Genomic DNA, 18,227 nt, shown 5'->3' with positions numbered 1-18,227 from the left:
CCAACCGCGGAGCCGCCCGATCCATTCCGTCCGGCCGGCAGGCGGTCAGGAGGTCAGGGGGTCAGGGGGTCAGGGCGTGGACCAGCAGCGAGGCGAGCTCGGCGTACGCCTCGGCGTCGCTGATCTCCAGTCGGGCGAACATCTCGCCGCGCTGGATGCCGAACATCGTGGACGCCGCCATCTCGGCGGCGAACGCCGCGTTGACCTCGCGGAACGCACCGGCCTCGATGCCCTCCGCGATCAGCTCCCGGATCCGCTGGGTCGCGGCCGCCGTGTTGACCCGGTACACCTCGGCGGCGGGAGCGAACCCCGACAGGTCGTCCATGAACGCCCGCGACAGCGGCCGCAGGTAGTCGGCCACCGCCTCGAGGTAGGCCACCACCCGGTCGGCCGGGTCCCGCGCGCCGGCGACGCGGGCCTCCACCTGCGGCACCGAGGCGCGGAAGAACTGCTTGACCACTTCGACGACCAGCTCCTGCTTGGAGTCGGCCAGGGCGTAGAGCGTGGTCTTCGAGCACCGCATCCGCGCGGCGAGGTCGTCGAGGGTGAAGCCGGCGAAGCCCTCGGCCGCCACCAGGTCGACCAGCCGGTCGAGCAGCTCGACCTGGCGGGCGGTGCGCTGGCGGGCCATGCGGACGACCTTCCCGTGGTGACAGATGATACCGAGAACGATACTGTAGCCCTTTCCTGAGTATCACTGCGAGGAGTTCCGCATGCCCGCCAGCCGTGTCCTGCCCACCGACGAGGCCACCGACCTGCTGCGCCTGGTGCGCGAGCTGGCCGCCACCGAGCTGGCACCGCTGGCCGCGCAGGCCGAGTCCACCGAGACGTTCCCCCGCGAGACGTTCCGACTCCTCGGGCGGATCGGCGTCCTCGGCCTCCCGTACGCCGAGGAGTACGGCGGCGGGGGTCAGCCCTACGAGGTGTACCTCCAGGTGCTCGAGGAGATCGCCGCGGTCTGGTCCAGCGTCGGCGTCGGCGTCTCGGTGCACGCCCTGTCCTGCTTCGGCCTGGTCACCCGCGGGACCGAGGAGCAGAAGCAGCGCTGGCTGCCGGACATGCTCGGCGGCGACCTGCTCGGCGCCTACTGCCTCTCCGAGGCGCACGCCGGCTCCGACCCGGCCGCCATGCGGACCACCGCCCGGCGCGACGGCGACGACTACGTCCTCGACGGCGCCAAGGCGTGGACCACGCACGGCGGGGAGGCCGACTTCTACAAGGTGATGGCCCGCACCTCCGACGACCGCAACGGCATCTCCTGCTTCCTGGTGCCGGCCGACACCCCCGGCCTGAGCGCCGACTCCCCCGAGCGCAAGATGGGGCTGACCGGCTCGACGACCGCCACCATGCTGCTCGACGGCGTCCGGATCCCCGCGGAGCGCCGACTCGGCGAGGAGGGCGACGGCCTGCGGATCGCCCTGGCCGGGCTCGACTCCGGCCGGCTCGGCATCGCCGCCGTGGCGACCGGGCTGGCCCAGGGCGCCCTCGACCAGGCGGTGGCCTACGCCAAGGAGCGCGAGACCTTCGGCAGGCGGATCATCGACCACCAGGGCCTCGGCTTCGTCCTGGCCGACATGGAGGCCGCGGTGCAGAGCGCCCGCGCGACCACGCTGCACGCCGCCCGGCTCAAGGACCGGGGGCTGCCGTTCAGCCGGGAGGCGAGCATCGCCAAGATGGTGGCCACCGACAACGCCATGAAGGTCACCACGGACGCCGTGCAGGTGCTCGGCGGCTACGGCTACACCCGTGACTTCCCGGTCGAGCGCTACATGCGCGAGGCCAAGGTCATGCAGATCTTCGAGGGCACCAACCAGATCCAGCGCATGGTCATCAGCCGCGGCCTGGCGCAGGACAGCACCGCCACGATCACCCACCACGAGGAGCAGAGCTGATGCAGGTCAAGGACACCGCCGCCGTCGTCACCGGAGGGGCCAGTGGCCTCGGAGCGGCCACCGCGGCCGCCCTGGCCGAGCGCGGCGCCCGCGTGTTCGCCTTCGACCTGCCCGCCTCGATCGAGCAGGCCGCGCCGGTGCCCGGCGTGCAGTACGTCGCCGTCGACGTCACCGACCCCGAGCAGGTCGCCGACGGCATCGGCGTCGCGGCCGCCGGCGACGCGCCGCTGCGGACGGCGGTCAACTGTGCCGGCATCGGCCCGTCGATGCGGATCCTCGGCCGCAAGGGCCCGCACGACCTGGCCGTCTACGCGAAGGTCGTGCAGGTCAACCTCGTCGGCACGTTCAACGTCATGACGCTCGCCGCCGAGCAGATCGCGGCCACCGACCCGCTCGCCGACGGGGCCCGCGGCGCCGTGGTCAACACCGCCTCGATCGCGGCGTACGACGGCCAGGTCGGCCAGGCGGCGTACGCCTCCTCCAAGGGGGGCGTCGTGGGGCTGACCCTGCCGGCCGCCCGCGACCTCGCCCAGCACGGCATCCGGGTGAACACGATCGCGCCCGGCATCGTCGAGACCCCGATGCTGGCCACCGTCTCGGAGGAGTTCCGGGCCGGGCTGGCGGCCGGGGTGCCGTTCCCGCAGCGACTGGGCCGGCCCGAGGAGTTCGCCTCCCTGGTGCTGACACTGGTCGAGCACGACTACCTCAACGGCGAGACGATCCGCATGGACGGCGCCCTCCGGATGGCCCCGCGCTGACCCAGGCGGGCCGGCGTCGTACGGTCGTCCCCGTGACTACCCTGCCGACCTACGACCAGGTCTCCGAGCTCCCCGCCCACTGCGAGCAGGCCGTCCCGGCCGCGTTCGAGGACGTCAACGGGCACCTGAACATCCGCCACTACCTCGGCCTGACCAGCGAGGGCCTCGACGAGTCGCTGACCGGCGTCGGGATCCCCCAGAACTGGCCGACGGTGGCCGGACGGGCGGTGTTCTCCGCCGAGCACCACCTCACCTACCTGTCCGAGCTGACCACCGGCGACCGGATCTCGGTCCGGGTCCGGCTGGTGGGCCGCTCGGAGCGGGCGATGCACGCGGTGGCGTTCCTGCTCGACGAGACCGGGCGCCGGATCAGCTACGTCATGGAGGAGATCTTCCTCTGCATCGACATGGGGACCCGCCGCACGACCGCCTGGCCCGACGACGTCGCCGCCAGCCTGGACGCCCGGATCGCCGAGCAGCAGGCCCTGCCGTGGCCGGCGCCGCTGTCCGGCTCGATGGCTCTCCGCTAGGGCTGACGGACCAGCCAGCGGCCCAGCAGGGTCCCGTCCTCCTCGAGCAGTAGGCCCAGCTCGAGGTCCACGTCGACGGGCGGGCCGGAGGTGATCCGGCGGTGGTCACCGGCGAGCAGCCGCGGCACCGTGGTCGCGCAGAGCTCGTCGACGGCGCCCGCCGCCAGCAGGTCCCGCAGCAGGTGCGGACCGCCCTCGCAGAGCACCCGGCCCAGGCCCCGGTCGGCGAGCACCCGCCGCAGGCCGGGCAGGTCGACCCGGTGCGACCCGAGCTCCAGCACGCAGTCCTCGCCCAGCGCGGCCCGGGCCGCGGCCAGCTCCGGCGCCGCCGAACAGGTCGCCACGAGCACCGACCCCGCCGGACCGCCGAGCAGCGACGTCGGCACCCGACCGCGCCGACTGACCACCACGATCGGGCAGTCCGCCGGCCGGTACCCCTCCGCGGCGGCGGTGCCGGCACCCACCAGCACCGCGTCCGCGGTGCGCCGCAGCAGGTCGAAGACCCGCTTGTCCACGGCGTTGTTGACCGACCCGCTGCGTCCGTCCGCGCCGGTGGCGGCGCCGTCGACGGCGCTGACCATGTTCACCCGGAGCCACGGCGACCGCGGCGGGGCGTAGAACTCCTCGAGGCGGGCGTCGGTGACGTCCTCCTCGGGGCCGTTCGGACCGGTCAGAGCACGCATTGCCACCTCACCACCCAGTACTGCACGCCGAACGGGTCGCCGGCGTAGTCGAGGTCGACCTGCTCCACCGGCAGGTCGAGGGCGCCGAGGGCCTGCAGCGCCGGCACGCCCCGGGCCAGGAGCTCGGCGCCGAGCCGGACGTCGAGGGACTCCAGGGCCGCGCTGTCGGCGAGCATCAGAGCCTCCTCCACGGCCGCGTCGAAGGCGAACGAGCGCTCGTCGAGGTGCCCCGGCGCCTTCTCCCCCCGTCGGGCACTCCCGTCGGCGACCACCAGGACGGTCTCCACCTGCTCTCCGGGCCTCGCCCCGGCCACGACCTCCCCGGCGAAGCCGGCACGACGCAAGAGATGCTCGGCCACCCGAGGGCCCAGGTCCGGGGCGCCGTTGGCGCGCTCCTCGCCGGTGGGCGGGGAGGTCAGGACGTGCACCAGCGGCGGTCGCCGCTGCACCAGCCACTCGACCGCGCCCGTGCAGGCCGCCGTCAGCGCCGGCGCCGGGTCGCCGGCGGCGGCGTACTCCGCGAGCAGGAGCGGCGCGGACGGGACCACGACCGCCTTGACCACCGTCCCCGAGCCGCTCACGCCAGCCCCCGGACCGCGCGGGCCGGCGGCCGGCGCCCGGCGATCGTGTTGACCATGTCGACGACCTGGCGGGTCTCGACCACCTCGTGCACCCGGTAGACGCGGGCCCCGTGCAGGGCCGCGACCGCCGTCGCCGCCAGCGTGCCGGTGAGCCGCTCCCCGACCGGAAGGTCGAGGGTCTCGCCGACGAAGTCCTTGTTGGACAGCGAGACCAGCACCGGCCAGCCGGTCGCCACCATCTCGCCCAGCCGCCGGGTGACCTCGAGCGAGTGGTGGGTGTTCTTCCCGAAGTCGTGGGCCGGGTCGATCAGCACCGAGCGCCGGTCGACCCCCGCGGCGACCGCGCGATCGGCGTAGGCCACCGTGTCGGCGAGCACCGAGGCCATGAGGTCGGCGTACTCGATGCGGTGCGGTCGGGTGCGTGGGACGACGCCACCGGTGTGCGTGCAGACCAGTGCGGCGCCGGCCTGGGCCGCGACCTCGGGCAGACCGGGGTCGGCCCCGCCCCAGGCGTCGTTGAGGACGTCGGCGCCCTCGGCGCAGACCACGCGCGCCACCTCGGCCCGCCAGGTGTCGACCGAGATCACCAGGGACGGGTACGCCGACCGGACCCGGGCCACGAAGGAGGCGACCCGGCGGATCTCCTCGGCGGCGTCGACCTCGACCCCCGGAGCCGCCTTGATGCCCCCGATGTCGACGATCTCCGCCCCCTGCTCGACCACCAGCCCGACCCGGTCGAAGGCCTGGTCCTCGGCCCAGGTGGCGCCCCGGTCGTAGAAGGAGTCCGGGGTCCGGTTCACGATCGCCATCATCAGCGTGGCGTCGTCGGGGAACTCGTGCCGGCCCAGCAGCAGGGTCATGCGACAGCCTCCGGCAGCCCGGCGACCGGCGGCCTCTCGGCCACGTCGACGAGCCGAGTCCTCGGGGTCGGGGCGCCGTCCTGCAAGAGGTACTGCCGCAGCGCGAGGGATTCGACGACGGGCTCGACGGGCGTTTCCGCGGTCCGGCGCTGGGCGGCGGCGAGGATCTGGGTCGCCATCGCCCCCAGGTCCCGCAGGGCCTGGTGCCGGTGGGCCCGGCGCCCCAGGTCCACCTGGGCGATCGCGTCCATCCCCTTCGCGCGCACGGTGTCGACCAGCGCGGCCAGCTCGACGGCGTACCCGGTCGGGACGGAGAGCCCGGCGAACAGCGAGCGGCGCACGGCCCACTCCCCGGCGAGCGGCTGGAGCAGCCCGGCCAGCTCGGGGAAGTGCAGCGCGATCAGCGGCCGGGCGAGCAGCTCGGTCACCCGGCCGCCCTCGAGGCCGCCGGGATCCCCGCCGCCATCGCCGCTGCCGGGATCCACGGTGCCCTCCCCGGCCGGGAGGAGCGGTCGCTCGTAGAAGCCCTTGACCAGCTCGACCGCGGGGTCGGTGAGCAGCGGGCCCAGCAGGCCGGGCACGAAGTGGGTGTCCCAGTCCACGAGGTCGGCATCCATGAAGACCAGGAGGTCGCCATGGGTGACGAAGAGCGACTTCCACATCGCCTCGCCCTTGCCGGGGGTCGAGCCCAGGTCGGGGCGGATGTCCGCGGCCCGGTGCACCACCGCGCCGGCGTCGGCGGCGACCGCGAACGTGTCGTCGGTCGAGTCGGAGTCGATGACCACGATCTCGTCCAGCAGCGCGACGGTGTCGACCAGCGCCTCCCGGACCCGCGAGACCACGTCGCCGACCGTGGCCGCCTCGTTGCGAGCGGGGACCACCAGGCTGACCCGCGTCCCGGACTTGGCGGCGACCAGGTCCGGCAGCGACCAGTCCTGCCACCGGTGCGTGTGCCGCCCGAACCAGTCCTCGGTCTTGGCGTCGGTCACCGTGCCACCCTAGCCGCGCCCGGCGGTCGGGTCCGGGCCGAACCAGCGGTCGAGCTCGGCGGCCACGCCGTCCTCGTCCACCGGGAGCGTCGTGGCGTCGGCCGCGGCCCGCACCTCGGCGTCCGCCTGGCCCATGGCGACACCGCGCCCGGCCCAGGTCAGCATCTCGATGTCGTTCGCCCCGTCGCCGATGGCCAGCACCTCGGCCCGCGCCACGCCCAGCTCCTCGGCGACCGTGGCCAGCCCGGAGGCCTTCGTCACCCCCGCCGGGGAGAGGTCCAGCCAGTCGGTAAGCCCCACGACGTAGCCGGTCCCGGCCACCCCTGCCCGGCCGAGCTCGGCCGCCAGCGCGTCCAGCCCGCCCGGGTCGTGGCGCTCCGGCCGGCGGACGATCACCCGGGTCGCCTCGTGGGCGCCGAGCTCCTCCGGGCGCACCCGGGCGACCCGCCCGGAGAGCTCGCCGCGCGGGAAGTCGGCCGTGACCCGGTAGCCGCTCCGGGCGTCCTCGACGGCGAGCCGGGCGTCCGGAAGCCGGCGCAGGACGGCGGCCACGGCGTCGGAGGCGTCGAAGGTGGTGGCCCGGACCACCTCCAGGGGCGGGTGTCGGCAGAGCACCGCCCCGTTCGAGGCCACGAACCACAGACGCCCGGTCCCCGCAGACGGCAGGCCCAGGAGACCGGCGACGTCCGCGAGCCCCAGCCCGGACCGACCGCTGGCCAGCACGACCGGCACGCCGGCCGCGACCACCCGGCGTACGGCCTGGCGCACCGCGGGCCTGACCCGCTCCTCGGCCTTGACCGTGCCGGGCGTCCACTGGAGCAGGCAGCCGTCGACGTCGAGGGCGACCAGTCGGGGGCGTCGGGTCACGGGTCGACCGGGTCTCAGCGGTGCAGCAGGGCCCGGAACCGGGCGTGCACGTCGGACACCGCCGTCGCCGCGGCCGGGCTGAACGCGCCCATGTCCAGGAACCCGTGGATCAGGCCGTCGTACCGGACCAGGTCGACCTCGCCGCCGGCCTCGCGCAGGGCGGCGGCGTAGGCCTCGCCCTCGTCGCGCAGCGGGTCGAACTCGGCGGTCGCGACCACGGCCGGCGGGAGCCCGGCGAGGTCACCGTGCACGGGCGAGAGCCGCCCGTCGCGCTCGGCGAGCTCGACGTCGGTGAGGTAGTGGCCGAGGAACCAGGCCATCGTCGGCAGGTCGAGGAAGTAGCGGGCGCCGTTCTCGGAGCGGGAGCCGTGCTCGCCGAACGCGTCGGTCGCCGGGTAGACCAGCAGCTGGGCGGTCAGGCCGGGGACCCGCTGGCTGACGACGGCGGCGAGGTTGCCGCCCGCGCTGTCCCCCGCCACGCCCAGCCGGTCGGTGCCGCCGAGCTCGGCGAGGTGCTGCTGCAGGTGCCGGGCCGCCGCGACCGAGTCCTCGACCGCGGCCGGGAACGGGTGCTCGGGCGCCAGCCGGTAGTCCACCGCCACGACGACCGTGTCCACGTCGCGGCACAGCCGGCGGCAGGAGCTGTCGTGGGTGTCGAGTCCCCCGACGACGAAGCCGCCGCCGTGCAGGAAGAGCACCGTCGGGCGCGGCTCCGGGCCCACGGGCCGGTAGACCCGAGCCGGTCTCCCCGCCACCTCCCGGTCCTCGACGGACCCGACCTCGACCGGCCCCTCCTCGGCCACCGCGATCCGGGAGAGCGCCCGGAACGCGTCCCTGGCCTGGTCGGGGGTGCCCTCGTGCATCGCCGGGCGGGAGGGGTCCTCGAGGACGGTGAGAAGGCCGGCGAGTCCGGGGTCCAGGGGCATGCCCGGAGACTACCGACCCAGGTGCCGCACCAGGCCGTCGAGCAGTGCCGAGGCGTACGCCGTCCGCCCGGCCGGCGAGGTCATCCTCCGCGCGTCCCGCGGGGAGCGCATGTTCCCCAGCTCGACCAGCGCCACCGGCACCCGGGCCAGGTTGAGCGTGGCCAGGTCGTCGCGCCGGTCGAGCCCGTCGCCACCGGCGACGTAGTCGGCCACCGGGAGGCCGCCGGCCCGCAGGGCGGTGCGCAGCGTCCGCGCCAGCGCCAGCGACTCGCGGACCGCGGGGTCGGTCGGCCGCAGCCCCGGGGCGATCACGTGGAAGCCGCGGGCGCTCGAGGCGGTCGAGCCGTCCGCGTGGATGCTGAGCGCGACGTCGGCGCCGGCCCGCTGGCCAGCCCGCCCGCGCTCGTCGACGCACGGCCCCCACAGGTCGGCCCGGTCGCGGGTGCGGGTCATCACCACCCGGGCCCCGTGCTCCCGCAGCCCGACCCGCAGCAGTCGGGCGACGGCCATCGTGAACGTCGCCTCCGGGTAGCCACCGGCCGTCGCGGCCCCGTCGGTGTTGCACGCCTTCTCGAAGCCGCCGGCCGGCACCGGCCGCGAGGTCTCCGCGGGGAAGCGTGCGTTGCCGAGCTGGTGACCGGGGTCGAGCAGCACCGTCCGGCCGGCCAGCACCCCGCCCGGGTCGCCGGGCTCGACACCCTGCCGGGTCGGCGGCGAGGACGGCCGCGGCTCGCCGACCGGCACCGCCGGCAGCACCGCCGCGACGAGGGCCGCGCCCGCGGCCAGCGACAGGCCGAGACCGCGCAGCACCATGGCGTCCGAGTGTATGCCGGGGCGGCACCGCCCCGGGGGCGGGCGGCCCTAGGGTGGGGTTCCGCGGATCGACGACACGAGGAGCGCACATGACCTGGATGGTGACCGGCGGGGCGGGCTACATCGGCGCGCACGTGGTCAGGGCCCTGCGGGACGCCGGCCTCACGACGGTGGTCCTCGACGACCTCTCCACGGGGTTCGACCGGTTCGTCCCCGAGGGGGTACCGCTGGTGCGCGGCTCCATCACCGACGGCGCCACCGTCACGGACGCCATCCGCGAGCACCGGGTGACCGGCGTGATCCACGTCGCCGGCTTCAAGTACGCCGGGGTCTCGGTGCAGCGCCCCTTCCACACCTACGAGCAGAACGTCGAGGGCACGGTCACGCTGCTCCGGGCGATGCGGGACGCCGACGTCGACCGGTGCGTGTTCTCCTCCAGCGCCGCGACGTACGGCACCCCGGACACCGACCTGGTGACCGAGGGCACCGCGGTCGCGCCGGAGTCGCCGTACGGCGAGAGCAAGCTGATCGGCGAGTGGCTGCTCCGCGACGCCGAGGTGGCCTACGGGCTGCGGCACACCTCGCTGCGGTACTTCAACGTCGTCGGGTCGGGGTCGGAGGACCTCTTCGACGCCAGCCCGCACAACCTCTTCCCGCTGGTGTTCGACATGCTCTACCGCGACGCCACCCCGCGGATCAACGGCACCGACTACGACACCCCGGACGGCACCTGCGTGCGGGACTACATCCACGTGGCCGACCTGGCGCTCGCGCACGTCGAGGCCGCGCGCCGGCTCGACGCCGGGTCCCCGACCGAGCCGGTCTACAACCTCGGCAGCGGTCGGGGCAGCTCGGTGCGCGAGATCATGGACACGATCCGCGAGGTCACCGGCCACGACTTCGAGCCCGAGCTGGCGGCGAGGCGTCCGGGCGACCCGGCCCGGATCGTGGCGAGCGGGGAGCTCGCGGCCCGCGACCTGGGCTGGGAGATGCGGCACGACCTGCGGGACATGGTGGCCAGCGCGTGGCGGGCCCGGGTGGCCGCCGGTGACGGCTACCCGACCCGCTGAGGCGGGCGCAGGACACAGGAGCTCAGGGCAGCTCGGGCAGCAGCGCGTCGAGCGTGGCGTAGCCCTCGTTGACCCCGACCTCCATGCCGCTGGCCAGGAAGGCGTCGCGGCCGGCCATGGAGTCGACCAGCGACTGGGCGTGCAGCCGGGTGCGCCCCTGGCCGAGCTCCTCGAACCACAGCGTCTCCAGCGCGACGGAGTCCGGCGCCCCGTCGTAGGCAAAGGTCTGCACGATCCGGTCCGGGCGCACCTCGTGGAAGGCGCCGAAGAAGCCCGCGATGTCCTCGCCGTCCCGGGTGGCGGTGTAGCGCCAGCTGCCGCCGGTGCGGGCGTCCCAGTGCTCGATCCGGGTGCCGATGCTGTCCGGGCCGACCCACCGGGCGAAGAGCTCGGGGTCGGTGTGCGCCCGGAGCAGCTGGTCCGGGGTGGCGTCGAAGTCGCGGGTGATCCGCACGATCGGCAGCTCGGGATCGGCCTCGATGGCGGTCTGGTGGCGGGTGCTGGTGCTCATGATGCTGCTCCTTCTTCTCCGAGGGGTTCTGGCTGGTCGAGCTCGGCGAGCACGCCGTCGAGGCGGGAGAACCGCTCCTCGGCCTGCTGCCGGTAGCGCTCGATCCACTTCGTCATGAGGTCGAGGACCTCGGGCTCGAGGTGGCACGGCCTGCGCTGGGCGTCCCGGGACCGGCTGACGAGTCCGGCCTCCTCCAGCACCCGGACGTGCTTGGAGACGGCCTGGAGCGAGACGTCGTACGGCGCGGCGAGCTCGCCGACGCCGGCGTCACCGACCGCGAGCCGACGGACGATGTCGCGACGGGTGGGGTCGGCGAGGGCGGCGAACACCCGGGACAGCCGGTCGTCGCTCATGCCCGCGCCTTGGTCAACCACATGGTTGAACACTAGGGCGCGGGGCCGGGCTTGGTCAACCCTTCGGTTGAGGACGACGTGCGACCTCCGCGAGCAGGACCCCTCAGGACTCGAGCAGGCCGAGCAGGTAGCCGCCGTAGCCGCTCTTGGTCAGCCCCTCGCCGAGCCGGCGCAGCCCGTCGTCGTCGATGTACCCCATCCGCCACGCCACCTCCTCCGGCGAGCCGATCTTCATCCCCTGCCGACCCTCGATCGTGCGCACGTAGTTGCTGGCGTCGTTGAGCGAGTCGAAGGTGCCCGTGTCCAGCCAGGCGGTGCCGCGCGGCAGGATCTCGACCTGGAGCCGACCGGCCTCGAGGTAGCGGCGGTTCAGGTCGGTGATCTCGAGCTCGCCGCGGGCCGAGGGCACCAGGTCGCGCGCCAGCTCGACCACGTCGTTGTCGTAGAAGTAGAGCCCCGGCACCGCATAGCTGCTCCGCGGGTGGGTCGGCTTCTCCTCGAGCGAGAGCGCCCGGCCCGCGGCGTCGAACTCCACCACGCCGTACGCCGTCGGGTCGGCCACGTGGTAGCCGAAGATCGCGGCACCCTCGATGTCCTGGAACCGGCGCAGCTGGTGCCCCAACCGGGGGCCGTAGAAGATGTTGTCGCCGAGCACCAGCGCGCACGTGTCCGCCCCGATGTGCTCGGCGCCGATCCGGAAGGCCTGGGCCAGTCCCTCGGGCCGGGGCTGGGTGGCGTAGGTGATGGAGAGCCCCAGGTCCGAGCCGTCACCGAGCAGCCGGGCGAACGGCTCGGCGTCCTGTGGGGTGGTGATGACGAGGATCTCGTGGATGCCGGCCAGCATCAGCGTCGACAGCGGGTAGTAGATCATCGGCTTGTCGTAGACCGGCAGCAGCTGCTTGCTGACCGGCTGGGTCACCGGGTGCAGGCGGGACCCCGTCCCCCCGGCCAGGATGATTCCTCGCATGCCGAGTCATCCTAGGCCGACGCCCGATCGCGGTGTCCTCGATTTCCGGCGGTCCGGGGCCGGGCGCGGCGATAAACTCGCCTCGAGATGAGCCGATCCCCGGACGCCCGGTCGGGGCCGGAGGGTCGAGCCCCGGCCCACCGGCCCGGCTTCGTGCGGCGCCACCTGGCGCTGTCGATCCTCGCCGCCACGGCCCTCACCCTCACCCTGGCCGTCGGCGGCTGGGTCGCCTACCTGCAGTCCCAGCTCGTCGACGTGCCGCGGTTCGAGGTCGACCTCGAGCGGCCGGGCCGCCCGGCGGCGGTGCCCGGGGACGCGGTCACGCTGCTGCTCGCCGGGGTCGACGTCAACCAGGGCCGGGGCGGGACCGACCTGGCGACCATGCTCGAGTCCGGCGCCTGGGAGCCGGGCTCCTATCGCAGCGACGCGATCATGGTCCTGCACATCGAGGCGGGCGCCCGCGCCGCGCAGCTCGTCTCCATCCCCCGCGACTCCTACGTGCCGGTCGCGGGACGCGGCAGCACCAAGATCAACGCGGCCCTGTCCGCGGGGGGACCCGCGCTCCTGGCCCGCACGGTCGAGGACCTGATCGGGATCCGGCTCGACCACGTCGTCCTGGTCGACTACGCCGGCTTCACGGGCATCACCCGGCTACTCGGCGGCGTCGAGGTCACGGTCGCGGAAACCGTGCACGACCCCAAGAACGACAAGACGTGGCAGGCCGGGAGGCACGTGCTGGAGGGCGAGGAGGCGCTGCTCTACGTGCGCCAGCGCTACGGCCTGGGTCGGGGGGACTTCGACCGGGTGCAGCGGCAGCAGAACTTCCTGCGGGCGCTGCTGGGCAAGGCCACCGGCAGCGGGGTGCTGGCCAACCCGGTGACGCTGACCCGGTTCGTGCGGGACCTCTCCGACCTGGTCGCGGTCGACAGCTCGCTGACTCCCGGGCGGCTGCGCTCGCTCGCCCTCGACAACCGCCGGCTCCGGGGCCGCGACCTCCGGTTCCTCACCGTCCCGCACCTCGGCACTGCGACCATCGGGGGCGCGAGCGTGGTGCTGCTGGACCGGGTCGCGACCCGCGAGATGTTCGCCGCGGTCGCCGTGGACGACTTCGCCGGCTGGGCCCGGGACCGCGACGTCGAGGAGCTGCCACCCGAGGATCGGGTGCGTTGAGCCACACGGGCGCACGTGTGCTCCTAGCATCGACCCATGGACCGACTCCTCGTCACCGGCGGCGCCGGCTTCATCGGCTCCAACTTCGTCCGCCACGTCGTGGACCGCACCCGGATGGACGTCACGGTGCTCGACAAGCTCACCTACGCCGCGTCCCGCGAGGCGCTGGCCGGGCTGCCCGCGGACCGGGTCCGGCTGGTCGTGGGGGACATCCTCGACGCCGAGGCGGTGGACCCGCTGGTCCGCGACCACGACGCCGTCGTGCACTTCGCCGCGGAGTCGCACAACGACAACTCTCTGGCCGACCCGGGGTCCTTCGTTCGCACCAACGTGCTCGGCACCTACACGCTGCTCGAGGCGGTCCGCCGGCACGGCACCCGCTTCCACCACGTCTCGACCGACGAGGTGTACGGCGACCTCGCGCTCGACGACCCGACCCGGTTCACCGAGGCCACCCCCTACAACCCGAGCAGTCCCTACTCGGCGACCAAGGCCGGCTCGGACCACCTGGTCCGCGCCTGGGTCCGCAGCTTCGGGGTGCCGGCCACGATCTCCAACTGCTCCAACAACTACGGCCCCTGGCAGCACGTGGAGAAGTTCATCCCGCGCCAGGTGACCAACGTCCTCGACGGCTCCCGCCCCAAGCTCTACGGCAGCGGCGAGAACGTCCGCGACTGGATCCACACCGACGACCACAGCTCGGCGGTGCTGCGGATCCTCGAGGACGGCGCGATCGGTGAGACCTACCTCGTCGGCGCGGACGGCGAGCACAGCAACCTCGAGGTGGTCCGGCTGATCCTCGAGCTGCTGGGCCGGGACCCCGACGACTTCGAGCACGTCACCGACCGGGCCGGGCACGACCTGCGCTACGCGATCGACTCCACGCGCCTGCGCAGCGAGCTCGGCTGGGAGCCGCGGTACGCCGACTTCCCGAGCGGCCTGGCGGCCACCGTGGAGTGGTACCGCGAGCATGCCGACTGGTGGCGGCCGCACAAGCAGCGCACCGAGGCGGCGTACGCCGCGCGCGGCCAGTGAGGCGGGGATGAGCGGGGAGCCCACGATCGAGCGGACCGCGATCCCGGGGCTGCTCGTGCTGCGGCTCCCGGTGCACGCCGACGAGCGCGGCTGGTTCAAGGAGAACTGGCAGCGCCAGAAGATGCTCGCCCTCGGCCTGCCGGACTTCGGCCCGGTGCAGAACAACGTCTCCTTCAACGCCCGCCGCGGCGCGACCCGCGGCTTCCACGCCGAACCCTGGGACAAGCTGGTCTCGGTCGCCTCGGGCCGGGTGCTGGCCGCGTGGGTCGACCTGCGGGCCGGGGACTCGTTCGGGAGCACCGTCACCGTCGAGATCGACCCCGGTGTCGCGGTCTTCGTGCCGCGGGGCGTCGGCAACGCCTACCAGGCGCTGGAGGACGCGACCGCCTACACCTACCTGGTCAACGGCCACTGGCGCGCGGACATGACCTACCCGGCCCTCGACCTCGCCGACCCGGATCTCGGCGTCGCGTGGCCGGTGCCCCTCGACGTGGCCGAGGTGTCCGCGAAGGACCGGGCGAACCCCCGGCTGGCGGAGATCGAGCCGGTGCCCGCTCGCCGGGCGCTGGTGCTCGGCGCCGGCGGCCAGCTCGGGCGGGCGCTGATGGCCGCCTTCCCGGGGGCGCGGGGCGTGACCCGGGCCGAGCTGGACCTCGCCGACCCGGCCGCCGTCGCCGACTGGGCGTGGCACGAGCACGACACGGTCCTGAACGCCGCCGCCCACACCGGCGTCGACGCCGCGGAGCAGGACCGGGCCGTGGCCTGGGCGCTCAACGCCTCGGCACCGGCGCAGCTGGCCGGCCTGGCCGCCAGACACGGGTTCACGCTGGTCCACTACTCGACCGACTACGTCTTCGACGGCACCCGGGCCGAGCACCCGGAGGACGAGCCGCTCTCCCCGCTCGGCGTCTACGGGCAGAGCAAGGCGGCCGGCGAGGTCGCCGTCGGCACCGCGCCCCGGCACTACGTCCTGCGCACGTCGTGGCTCGTCGGGGAGGGGCCGAACTTCGTGCGAACCATGTGCCGGCTCGCGCGCGAGGGGGTCAGCCCCTCGGTCGTCGACGACCAGGTCGGCCGGCTGACGTTCGCCGACGAGCTGGCCCGCGCCACCCGACACCTGCTGGAGGTCGCCGCGGCGTACGGCACCTACCACGTCACCAACGCCGGCCCGCCGACCAGCTGGGCCGACGTGGCCCGTCAGGTCTTCGAGCTCTGCGGCCGGGACCCGCGCGACGTCACCCCGGTGTCGACGCAGGAGTACGCCGCCGGGCGGGCGCTGGCGCCGCGGCCGCCGTGGAGCACGCTCTCGTCGAGCCGGCTCGAGGCGACCGGATTCGTTCCAGGGGACGCCGGCGAGGCGCTTCGGCGCTACCTCTCGGACGACCCGGTCAGCGCCGGGTGAGGTCCGCGACGGCCGGGCGCACGTCGACCAGGAACACGATCGCCGCGATCGAGGCGATCAGGTGGATGGGGTTGAGCGGCGAGGAGCCGATCAGGAGCAGCTGGGCGGCCAGGCCCAGGCCCAGGATCGCCAGCCAGGCCGGCTTGGTGAGCTTGCCCGCAGCGGGGTAGGCCTCGGCCGGCCAGATGAGGGCGTTGACGAAGGCGAAGGCCTTGACCGCCAGCGAGACGACGATGATCGCGAGGATCACGTACCCCTCGAGCACGAAGATGTTGACCACCCCCAGAGCCTACGAGACGACCCCCGGGAAGGGCACGACCCCCGGACACCTGGGTCCGGGGGTCGTGCTCACGCTCACGTCGGCGTTGGCGGATCAGAACAGCACGAGCTGCCCGTCACCGTGGTCGCCGGCGTCCCTTCAGCTGTTCGACGCGCCGGTCGACGTCCCGGTCGACGTCCCGTTCGACGCCGCAGCCTTCGTGGCCGGAGCCTTCGTGGCGGCGCTCTTCGTGGCGGCGCTCTTCGTGGCCGGGGCCTTCGTGGCGGGCGCCTTCTTCGCCGGGGCCTTCTTCGCGGCCGGGGCCTTCGTGGCGGACGCCTTCTTCGCCGGCGCCTTCTTGGCCGGCGTGCTCGTGGCGGGAGCCTTGCCGGCCGGGGTCTTGTCGACACCGGTGGAGGTCTTCGCCTCGGCGGTCACCGTGGTCTTGGTCGCCTTGGGGTCGACGTCGAGCTTGACCTCGACCCGACGCAGCTTGGCCACGGCCTGCTCGCCGCGCTTGACCAGGTCGGTGTAGGTGTCGGTGACGTCGTTGACGTAGTCGGTCACGAAGGCCTGGGCGCGTGCCGGGAAGGTCTTGGCGTCGGACTGGAACTCCGCGAGCCGGGCCTCGAACCGCGACTGCGCGTCCTTGAGCTCGGCCTGGAGCTCGACGAGCCGCGCCTCCAGCTTCGCCTGGGCGTCCTTGGCCTCCTTCTTGGCCTCCTTGGTCACCGTGTCGACGCGGGTCGAGACCGCCGAGGTGGCCCGGGCGTTGAGGTTCTTGGGCTCGAACTCGTAGGCGGACACCCTCTTCTGCACGTCCGCCACGCGGGTCTGCACGTCCGCGACGTACTGGCGGGCGACCTCGACCGCGAGGCCGGTCGCGCCGACGGTGGCGTAGAACGGGCGGGTCGCTTCGGTCCTGATGTCGAACTTGGCCTCGGCCATGCTCTTCTCCTCTGTTCGTCGTGGTCCCGGGGCGGCGAGCGCCGCCCCGAGGGTGTTCAGCTGTCGGTCCCGCTGTCGGGGCCGTCAGTGGGTTCGTGGGAGTCGCCCTCGGCCGCGTTCAGCTCGAGGAACGACGCGTAGACCTTCAGCAGGGACTGCTTCTGGCGCTCGGTCAGGCCGGCGTCGGCCAGGACCGCCAGCTCCACCGATCCACCGGCGCCGTCCTCGAGGCTGAGGATCCCGGCCCGGACGTAGAGCTGTTCGGCGGAGATCCGCAGCGCCTTGGCGATCTGCTGGAGGACGTCGGCGGACGGCTTGCGCAGCCCCCGCTCGATCTGGCTGAGGTAGGGGTTGGACACACCGGCCTGCTCGGCGAGCTGCCGCAGGGAGAGCTGGGCGCTGACCCGCTGCTCCTTGAGGTAGTCACCGAGTGACTCGACGGTCTTGCCGACCATCCCCTTGGGACTCTTTGCCATGTCCCCCATGGTGCTAACTCTTGTTAGCAGAATCAAACCGTGGGTACGTGAGACGCCCCACAGGCGCCCCGGGCAGCCCCGGGCAGCCCCTAGAAGGTGGCGCGGATCTCGCCCACGGGCACCCCGCCGCCGAGCAGCTCGACCAGGCCGGTGCGCCGCACGGCCTCCCCGTCGACACCCTCCTCGTCGGTGACCCCGAGCCGACGCAGGGCCTCGGCCATGAGCACCGGCCGGACCCGGGGGGCGCCGTCGTCGCACTTCAGCGCCACGGCCCGGCCGTCCGGCAGCGCGACGGCGTAGCAGGACTCGGCCCCGGCCTTGCCGATCGCGCCCGGCACCGCCTCCAGCAGCGTGCGCTCGTCGCGGGTGCTGCCGGAGACCATCTCCGGGTGGCTGCGGATCGCCTCCGCGACCCCGTGCTCGGGCCCCTCCGTCGCCGTCGCCAGCCGGGCGAAGGCCCGGGCCAGGCCCGCCAGCGAGGTGGACAGCAGGGGCGCGCCGCAGCCGTCGACCGCGACCGGCTCGACCGACTCCCCGGTCAGCTCCGCGAAGGTCTCCGCGATCGCCCGCTGGAGGGGGTGCTGCGGGTCCAGGTACGTCGCGGTGTCCCACCCGTTCGCGACGCAGGTGGCCAGCATGGCGGCGTGCTTGCCCGAGCAGTTCATGAGGATCGGCGACCGCTCACCCCCCGCGGCGATCACCGCGGTCCGGGCGTCCTCGTCGAGGGGGAAGTCCGGTGGCGTCCGCAGCGCCGCCTCGTCGAGCCCGGCGGCGGCGAGCACGCGGCGTACGCCCTCGACGTGGAACGGCTCACCGGAGTGCGACGCACAGGCCAGGGCCAGCAGGTCCGGCGGCAGGTCGAGCCCGGCCCGCACCATGGCCAACGCCTGGATCGGCTTGTTGCAGGACCGCGGGAACACCGGGACGTCCGTGCCGCCGACCGACCAGAGCACCTCCCCGTCGCGCCCGGTGGCGACCACCGAGCCGTAGTGGTGGCCCTCCACGACGCCGGAGCGGATGATCTCGGCGACCACCACCGGCTCGACGACCGGGGAGACCAGCGAGGCGGCGACGGAGGCTGAGGAGACGGTGTGGGAGCCGGTGGCGGGGGACATGCCCGCGAGGCTACCCACCGCC

22 protein-coding genes are annotated in these 18,227 nt (G+C 73.9%); 7 read left to right on the top strand and 15 right to left on the bottom strand.

All coding sequences use genetic code 11. The annotated features are described in order from the left end of the window. Positions 1-61: 61 nt before the first annotated feature. Entirely contained in the window at positions 62-631 is a 570-nt protein-coding gene (locus IE331_RS01840) for a TetR/AcrR family transcriptional regulator (RefSeq protein WP_192139930.1), read from the bottom strand. 82 nt (positions 632-713) lie between these two features. On the opposite strand from IE331_RS01840, the gene IE331_RS01835 reads away from it, so the two are divergent. Genes IE331_RS01835 through IE331_RS01825 form a run of 3 tightly spaced genes read left to right on the top strand, consistent with a single transcriptional unit; the run spans position 714 to position 3,180 of the window. After that, a complete protein-coding gene (locus IE331_RS01835; RefSeq protein ID WP_192139928.1) occupies positions 714-1,892 on the top strand; it encodes an acyl-CoA dehydrogenase family protein in 1,179 nt (392 codons plus the stop codon). Continuing rightward, positions 1,892-2,650, top strand: coding sequence for an SDR family oxidoreductase (locus IE331_RS01830; protein WP_192139926.1), 759 nt, complete (start codon positions 1,892-1,894; stop codon positions 2,648-2,650). The genes IE331_RS01835 and IE331_RS01830 overlap by 1 nt, the downstream gene beginning before the upstream one ends. Positions 2,651-2,682: 32 nt before the next feature. Next, entirely contained in the window at positions 2,683-3,180 is a 498-nt protein-coding gene (locus IE331_RS01825) for a thioesterase family protein (protein ID WP_192139924.1), read from the top strand. Here the strand turns inward: IE331_RS01825 and IE331_RS01820 are convergent. From IE331_RS01820 to IE331_RS01790, 7 genes are read right to left on the bottom strand one after another with little or no spacing between them, the layout of a single operon-like run. After that, positions 3,177-3,863: a dihydrofolate reductase family protein gene (locus IE331_RS01820; RefSeq protein WP_192141608.1), complete on the bottom strand. Its 687-nt coding sequence runs from the start codon at positions 3,861-3,863 to the stop codon at positions 3,177-3,179. The genes IE331_RS01825 and IE331_RS01820 overlap by 4 nt on opposite strands. Continuing rightward, entirely contained in the window at positions 3,851-4,444 is a 594-nt protein-coding gene (locus tag IE331_RS01815) for a class III extradiol ring-cleavage dioxygenase family protein (protein WP_201930903.1), read from the bottom strand. Before IE331_RS01815 ends, IE331_RS01820 begins: the two co-directional genes overlap by 13 nt. Further along, a complete protein-coding gene (gene folP / locus IE331_RS01810; RefSeq protein WP_192139922.1) occupies positions 4,441-5,304 on the bottom strand; it encodes a dihydropteroate synthase in 864 nt (287 codons plus the stop codon). The genes IE331_RS01815 and folP overlap by 4 nt, the downstream gene beginning before the upstream one ends. Then, a complete protein-coding gene (locus IE331_RS01805) occupies positions 5,301-6,293 on the bottom strand; it encodes a glucosyl-3-phosphoglycerate synthase (protein ID WP_192139920.1) in 993 nt (330 codons plus the stop codon). The genes folP and IE331_RS01805 overlap by 4 nt, the downstream gene beginning before the upstream one ends. 9 nt (positions 6,294-6,302) lie before the next feature. Beyond that, positions 6,303-7,160: an HAD family hydrolase gene (locus IE331_RS01800; RefSeq protein WP_201930901.1), complete on the bottom strand. Its 858-nt coding sequence runs from the start codon at positions 7,158-7,160 to the stop codon at positions 6,303-6,305. A 14-nt stretch (positions 7,161-7,174) separates the two neighbouring features. Beyond that, positions 7,175-8,086 (bottom strand): alpha/beta hydrolase, encoded by a 912-nt coding sequence (locus IE331_RS01795; protein WP_192139917.1) that lies wholly within the window; start codon positions 8,084-8,086, stop codon positions 7,175-7,177. Positions 8,087-8,095: 9 nt separating this feature from the next. Then, positions 8,096-8,899 carry an N-acetylmuramoyl-L-alanine amidase gene (locus IE331_RS01790; protein ID WP_192139915.1) on the bottom strand — a complete coding sequence of 268 codons (804 nt, stop codon included), beginning with the start codon at positions 8,897-8,899 and terminating at the stop codon, positions 8,096-8,098. Positions 8,900-8,988: 89 nt separating this feature from the next. Here IE331_RS01790 and galE point away from each other — a divergent pair, with 89 nt between their 5' ends. Then, positions 8,989-9,969, top strand: a complete 981-nt coding sequence (gene galE / locus IE331_RS01785; RefSeq protein ID WP_192139913.1) for a UDP-glucose 4-epimerase GalE — start codon at positions 8,989-8,991, stop codon at positions 9,967-9,969. A 22-nt stretch (positions 9,970-9,991) separates the two neighbouring features. Here galE and IE331_RS01780 read toward each other — a convergent pair whose 3' ends face one another. The 3 genes from IE331_RS01780 to rfbA form a co-directional block, all read right to left on the bottom strand. Next, positions 9,992-10,480 (bottom strand): SRPBCC family protein, encoded by a 489-nt coding sequence (locus tag IE331_RS01780; protein ID WP_192139911.1) that lies wholly within the window; start codon positions 10,478-10,480, stop codon positions 9,992-9,994. Beyond that, complete coding sequence (locus IE331_RS01775) at positions 10,477-10,833, bottom strand: ArsR/SmtB family transcription factor (RefSeq protein WP_192139909.1); 357 nt, start codon at positions 10,831-10,833, stop codon at positions 10,477-10,479. Before IE331_RS01775 ends, IE331_RS01780 begins: the two co-directional genes overlap by 4 nt. Before the next feature lie 103 nt (positions 10,834-10,936). After that, the gene (gene rfbA, locus IE331_RS01770) at positions 10,937-11,800 is read right to left on the bottom strand and encodes a glucose-1-phosphate thymidylyltransferase RfbA (RefSeq protein WP_192139907.1); all 864 of its coding nucleotides are present in this window, start codon (positions 11,798-11,800) and stop codon (positions 10,937-10,939) included. An 87-nt stretch (positions 11,801-11,887) separates the two neighbouring features. Between rfbA and IE331_RS01765 the strand changes: the two genes are divergently transcribed. Genes IE331_RS01765 through rfbD form a run of 3 tightly spaced genes read left to right on the top strand, consistent with a single transcriptional unit; the run spans position 11,888 to position 15,407 of the window. Then, complete coding sequence (locus IE331_RS01765) at positions 11,888-12,970, top strand: LCP family protein (protein ID WP_192139905.1); 1,083 nt, start codon at positions 11,888-11,890, stop codon at positions 12,968-12,970. A 36-nt stretch (positions 12,971-13,006) separates the two neighbouring features. After that, complete coding sequence (gene rfbB, locus IE331_RS01760; RefSeq protein ID WP_192139903.1) at positions 13,007-14,005, top strand: dTDP-glucose 4,6-dehydratase; 999 nt, start codon at positions 13,007-13,009, stop codon at positions 14,003-14,005. Between the two features lie 7 nt (positions 14,006-14,012). Continuing rightward, positions 14,013-15,407: a dTDP-4-dehydrorhamnose reductase gene (rfbD, locus tag IE331_RS01755; protein WP_192139901.1), complete on the top strand. Its 1,395-nt coding sequence runs from the start codon at positions 14,013-14,015 to the stop codon at positions 15,405-15,407. Here rfbD and IE331_RS01750 read toward each other — a convergent pair. The 4 genes from IE331_RS01750 to IE331_RS01735 all read right to left on the bottom strand — a co-directional run bounded on the left by IE331_RS01750 (position 15,394) and on the right by IE331_RS01735 (position 18,205). Next, complete coding sequence (locus IE331_RS01750; RefSeq protein WP_201930899.1) at positions 15,394-15,687, bottom strand: DUF2516 family protein; 294 nt, start codon at positions 15,685-15,687, stop codon at positions 15,394-15,396. The genes rfbD and IE331_RS01750 overlap by 14 nt on opposite strands. A 138-nt stretch (positions 15,688-15,825) precedes the next feature. Beyond that, the gene (locus IE331_RS01745; protein ID WP_192139899.1) at positions 15,826-16,614 is read right to left on the bottom strand and encodes a hypothetical protein; all 789 of its coding nucleotides are present in this window, start codon (positions 16,612-16,614) and stop codon (positions 15,826-15,828) included. A 56-nt stretch (positions 16,615-16,670) separates the two neighbouring features. Next, the gene (locus IE331_RS01740; RefSeq protein WP_192139897.1) at positions 16,671-17,090 is read right to left on the bottom strand and encodes a helix-turn-helix domain-containing protein; all 420 of its coding nucleotides are present in this window, start codon (positions 17,088-17,090) and stop codon (positions 16,671-16,673) included. An 89-nt stretch (positions 17,091-17,179) separates the two neighbouring features. Further along, a complete protein-coding gene (locus tag IE331_RS01735) occupies positions 17,180-18,205 on the bottom strand; it encodes an asparaginase (protein ID WP_192139895.1) in 1,026 nt (341 codons plus the stop codon). Positions 18,206-18,227 lie beyond the last annotated feature (22 nt).

Origin of the sequence: Nocardioides donggukensis (genome assembly GCF_014842875.1) — a bacterium.
Taxonomy (GTDB): domain Bacteria; phylum Actinomycetota; class Actinomycetes; order Propionibacteriales; family Nocardioidaceae; genus Nocardioides; species Nocardioides donggukensis.
The sequence above is the reverse complement of the archived record's forward strand: the minus strand, read 5'-3'. Positions and strand labels throughout refer to the sequence as shown.

Bases quoted from the DNA above. Each gene is read 5' to 3' on its own strand.
- IE331_RS01775 (WP_192139909.1), bottom strand. From the start codon at position 10,833: ATGAGCGACGACCGGCTGTCCCGGGTGTTCGCCGCCCTCGCCGACCCC.
- galE (WP_192139913.1), top strand. From the start codon at position 8,989: ATGACCTGGATGGTGACCGGCGGGGCGGGCTACATCGGCGCGCACGTG.
- rfbB (WP_192139903.1), top strand. From the start codon at position 13,007: ATGGACCGACTCCTCGTCACCGGCGGCGCCGGCTTCATCGGCTCCAAC.
- IE331_RS01840 (WP_192139930.1), bottom strand. From the start codon at position 631: ATGGCCCGCCAGCGCACCGCCCGCCAGGTCGAGCTGCTCGACCGGCTG.
- IE331_RS01740 (WP_192139897.1), bottom strand. From the start codon at position 17,090: ATGGCAAAGAGTCCCAAGGGGATGGTCGGCAAGACCGTCGAGTCACTC.
- IE331_RS01735 (WP_192139895.1), bottom strand. From the start codon at position 18,205: ATGTCCCCCGCCACCGGCTCCCACACCGTCTCCTCAGCCTCCGTCGCC.
- rfbA (WP_192139907.1), bottom strand. From the start codon at position 11,800: ATGCGAGGAATCATCCTGGCCGGGGGGACGGGGTCCCGCCTGCACCCG.
- IE331_RS01745 (WP_192139899.1), bottom strand. From the start codon at position 16,614: ATGGCCGAGGCCAAGTTCGACATCAGGACCGAAGCGACCCGCCCGTTC.
- IE331_RS01830 (WP_192139926.1), top strand. From the start codon at position 1,892: ATGCAGGTCAAGGACACCGCCGCCGTCGTCACCGGAGGGGCCAGTGGC.
- IE331_RS01795 (WP_192139917.1), bottom strand. From the start codon at position 8,086: ATGCCCCTGGACCCCGGACTCGCCGGCCTTCTCACCGTCCTCGAGGAC.
- rfbD (WP_192139901.1), top strand. From the start codon at position 14,013: ATGAGCGGGGAGCCCACGATCGAGCGGACCGCGATCCCGGGGCTGCTC.
- IE331_RS01790 (WP_192139915.1), bottom strand. From the start codon at position 8,899: ATGGTGCTGCGCGGTCTCGGCCTGTCGCTGGCCGCGGGCGCGGCCCTC.
- IE331_RS01835 (WP_192139928.1), top strand. From the start codon at position 714: ATGCCCGCCAGCCGTGTCCTGCCCACCGACGAGGCCACCGACCTGCTG.
- folP (WP_192139922.1), bottom strand. From the start codon at position 5,304: ATGACCCTGCTGCTGGGCCGGCACGAGTTCCCCGACGACGCCACGCTG.
- IE331_RS01820 (WP_192141608.1), bottom strand. From the start codon at position 3,863: ATGCGTGCTCTGACCGGTCCGAACGGCCCCGAGGAGGACGTCACCGAC.
- IE331_RS01765 (WP_192139905.1), top strand. From the start codon at position 11,888: ATGAGCCGATCCCCGGACGCCCGGTCGGGGCCGGAGGGTCGAGCCCCG.
- IE331_RS01780 (WP_192139911.1), bottom strand. From the start codon at position 10,480: ATGAGCACCAGCACCCGCCACCAGACCGCCATCGAGGCCGATCCCGAG.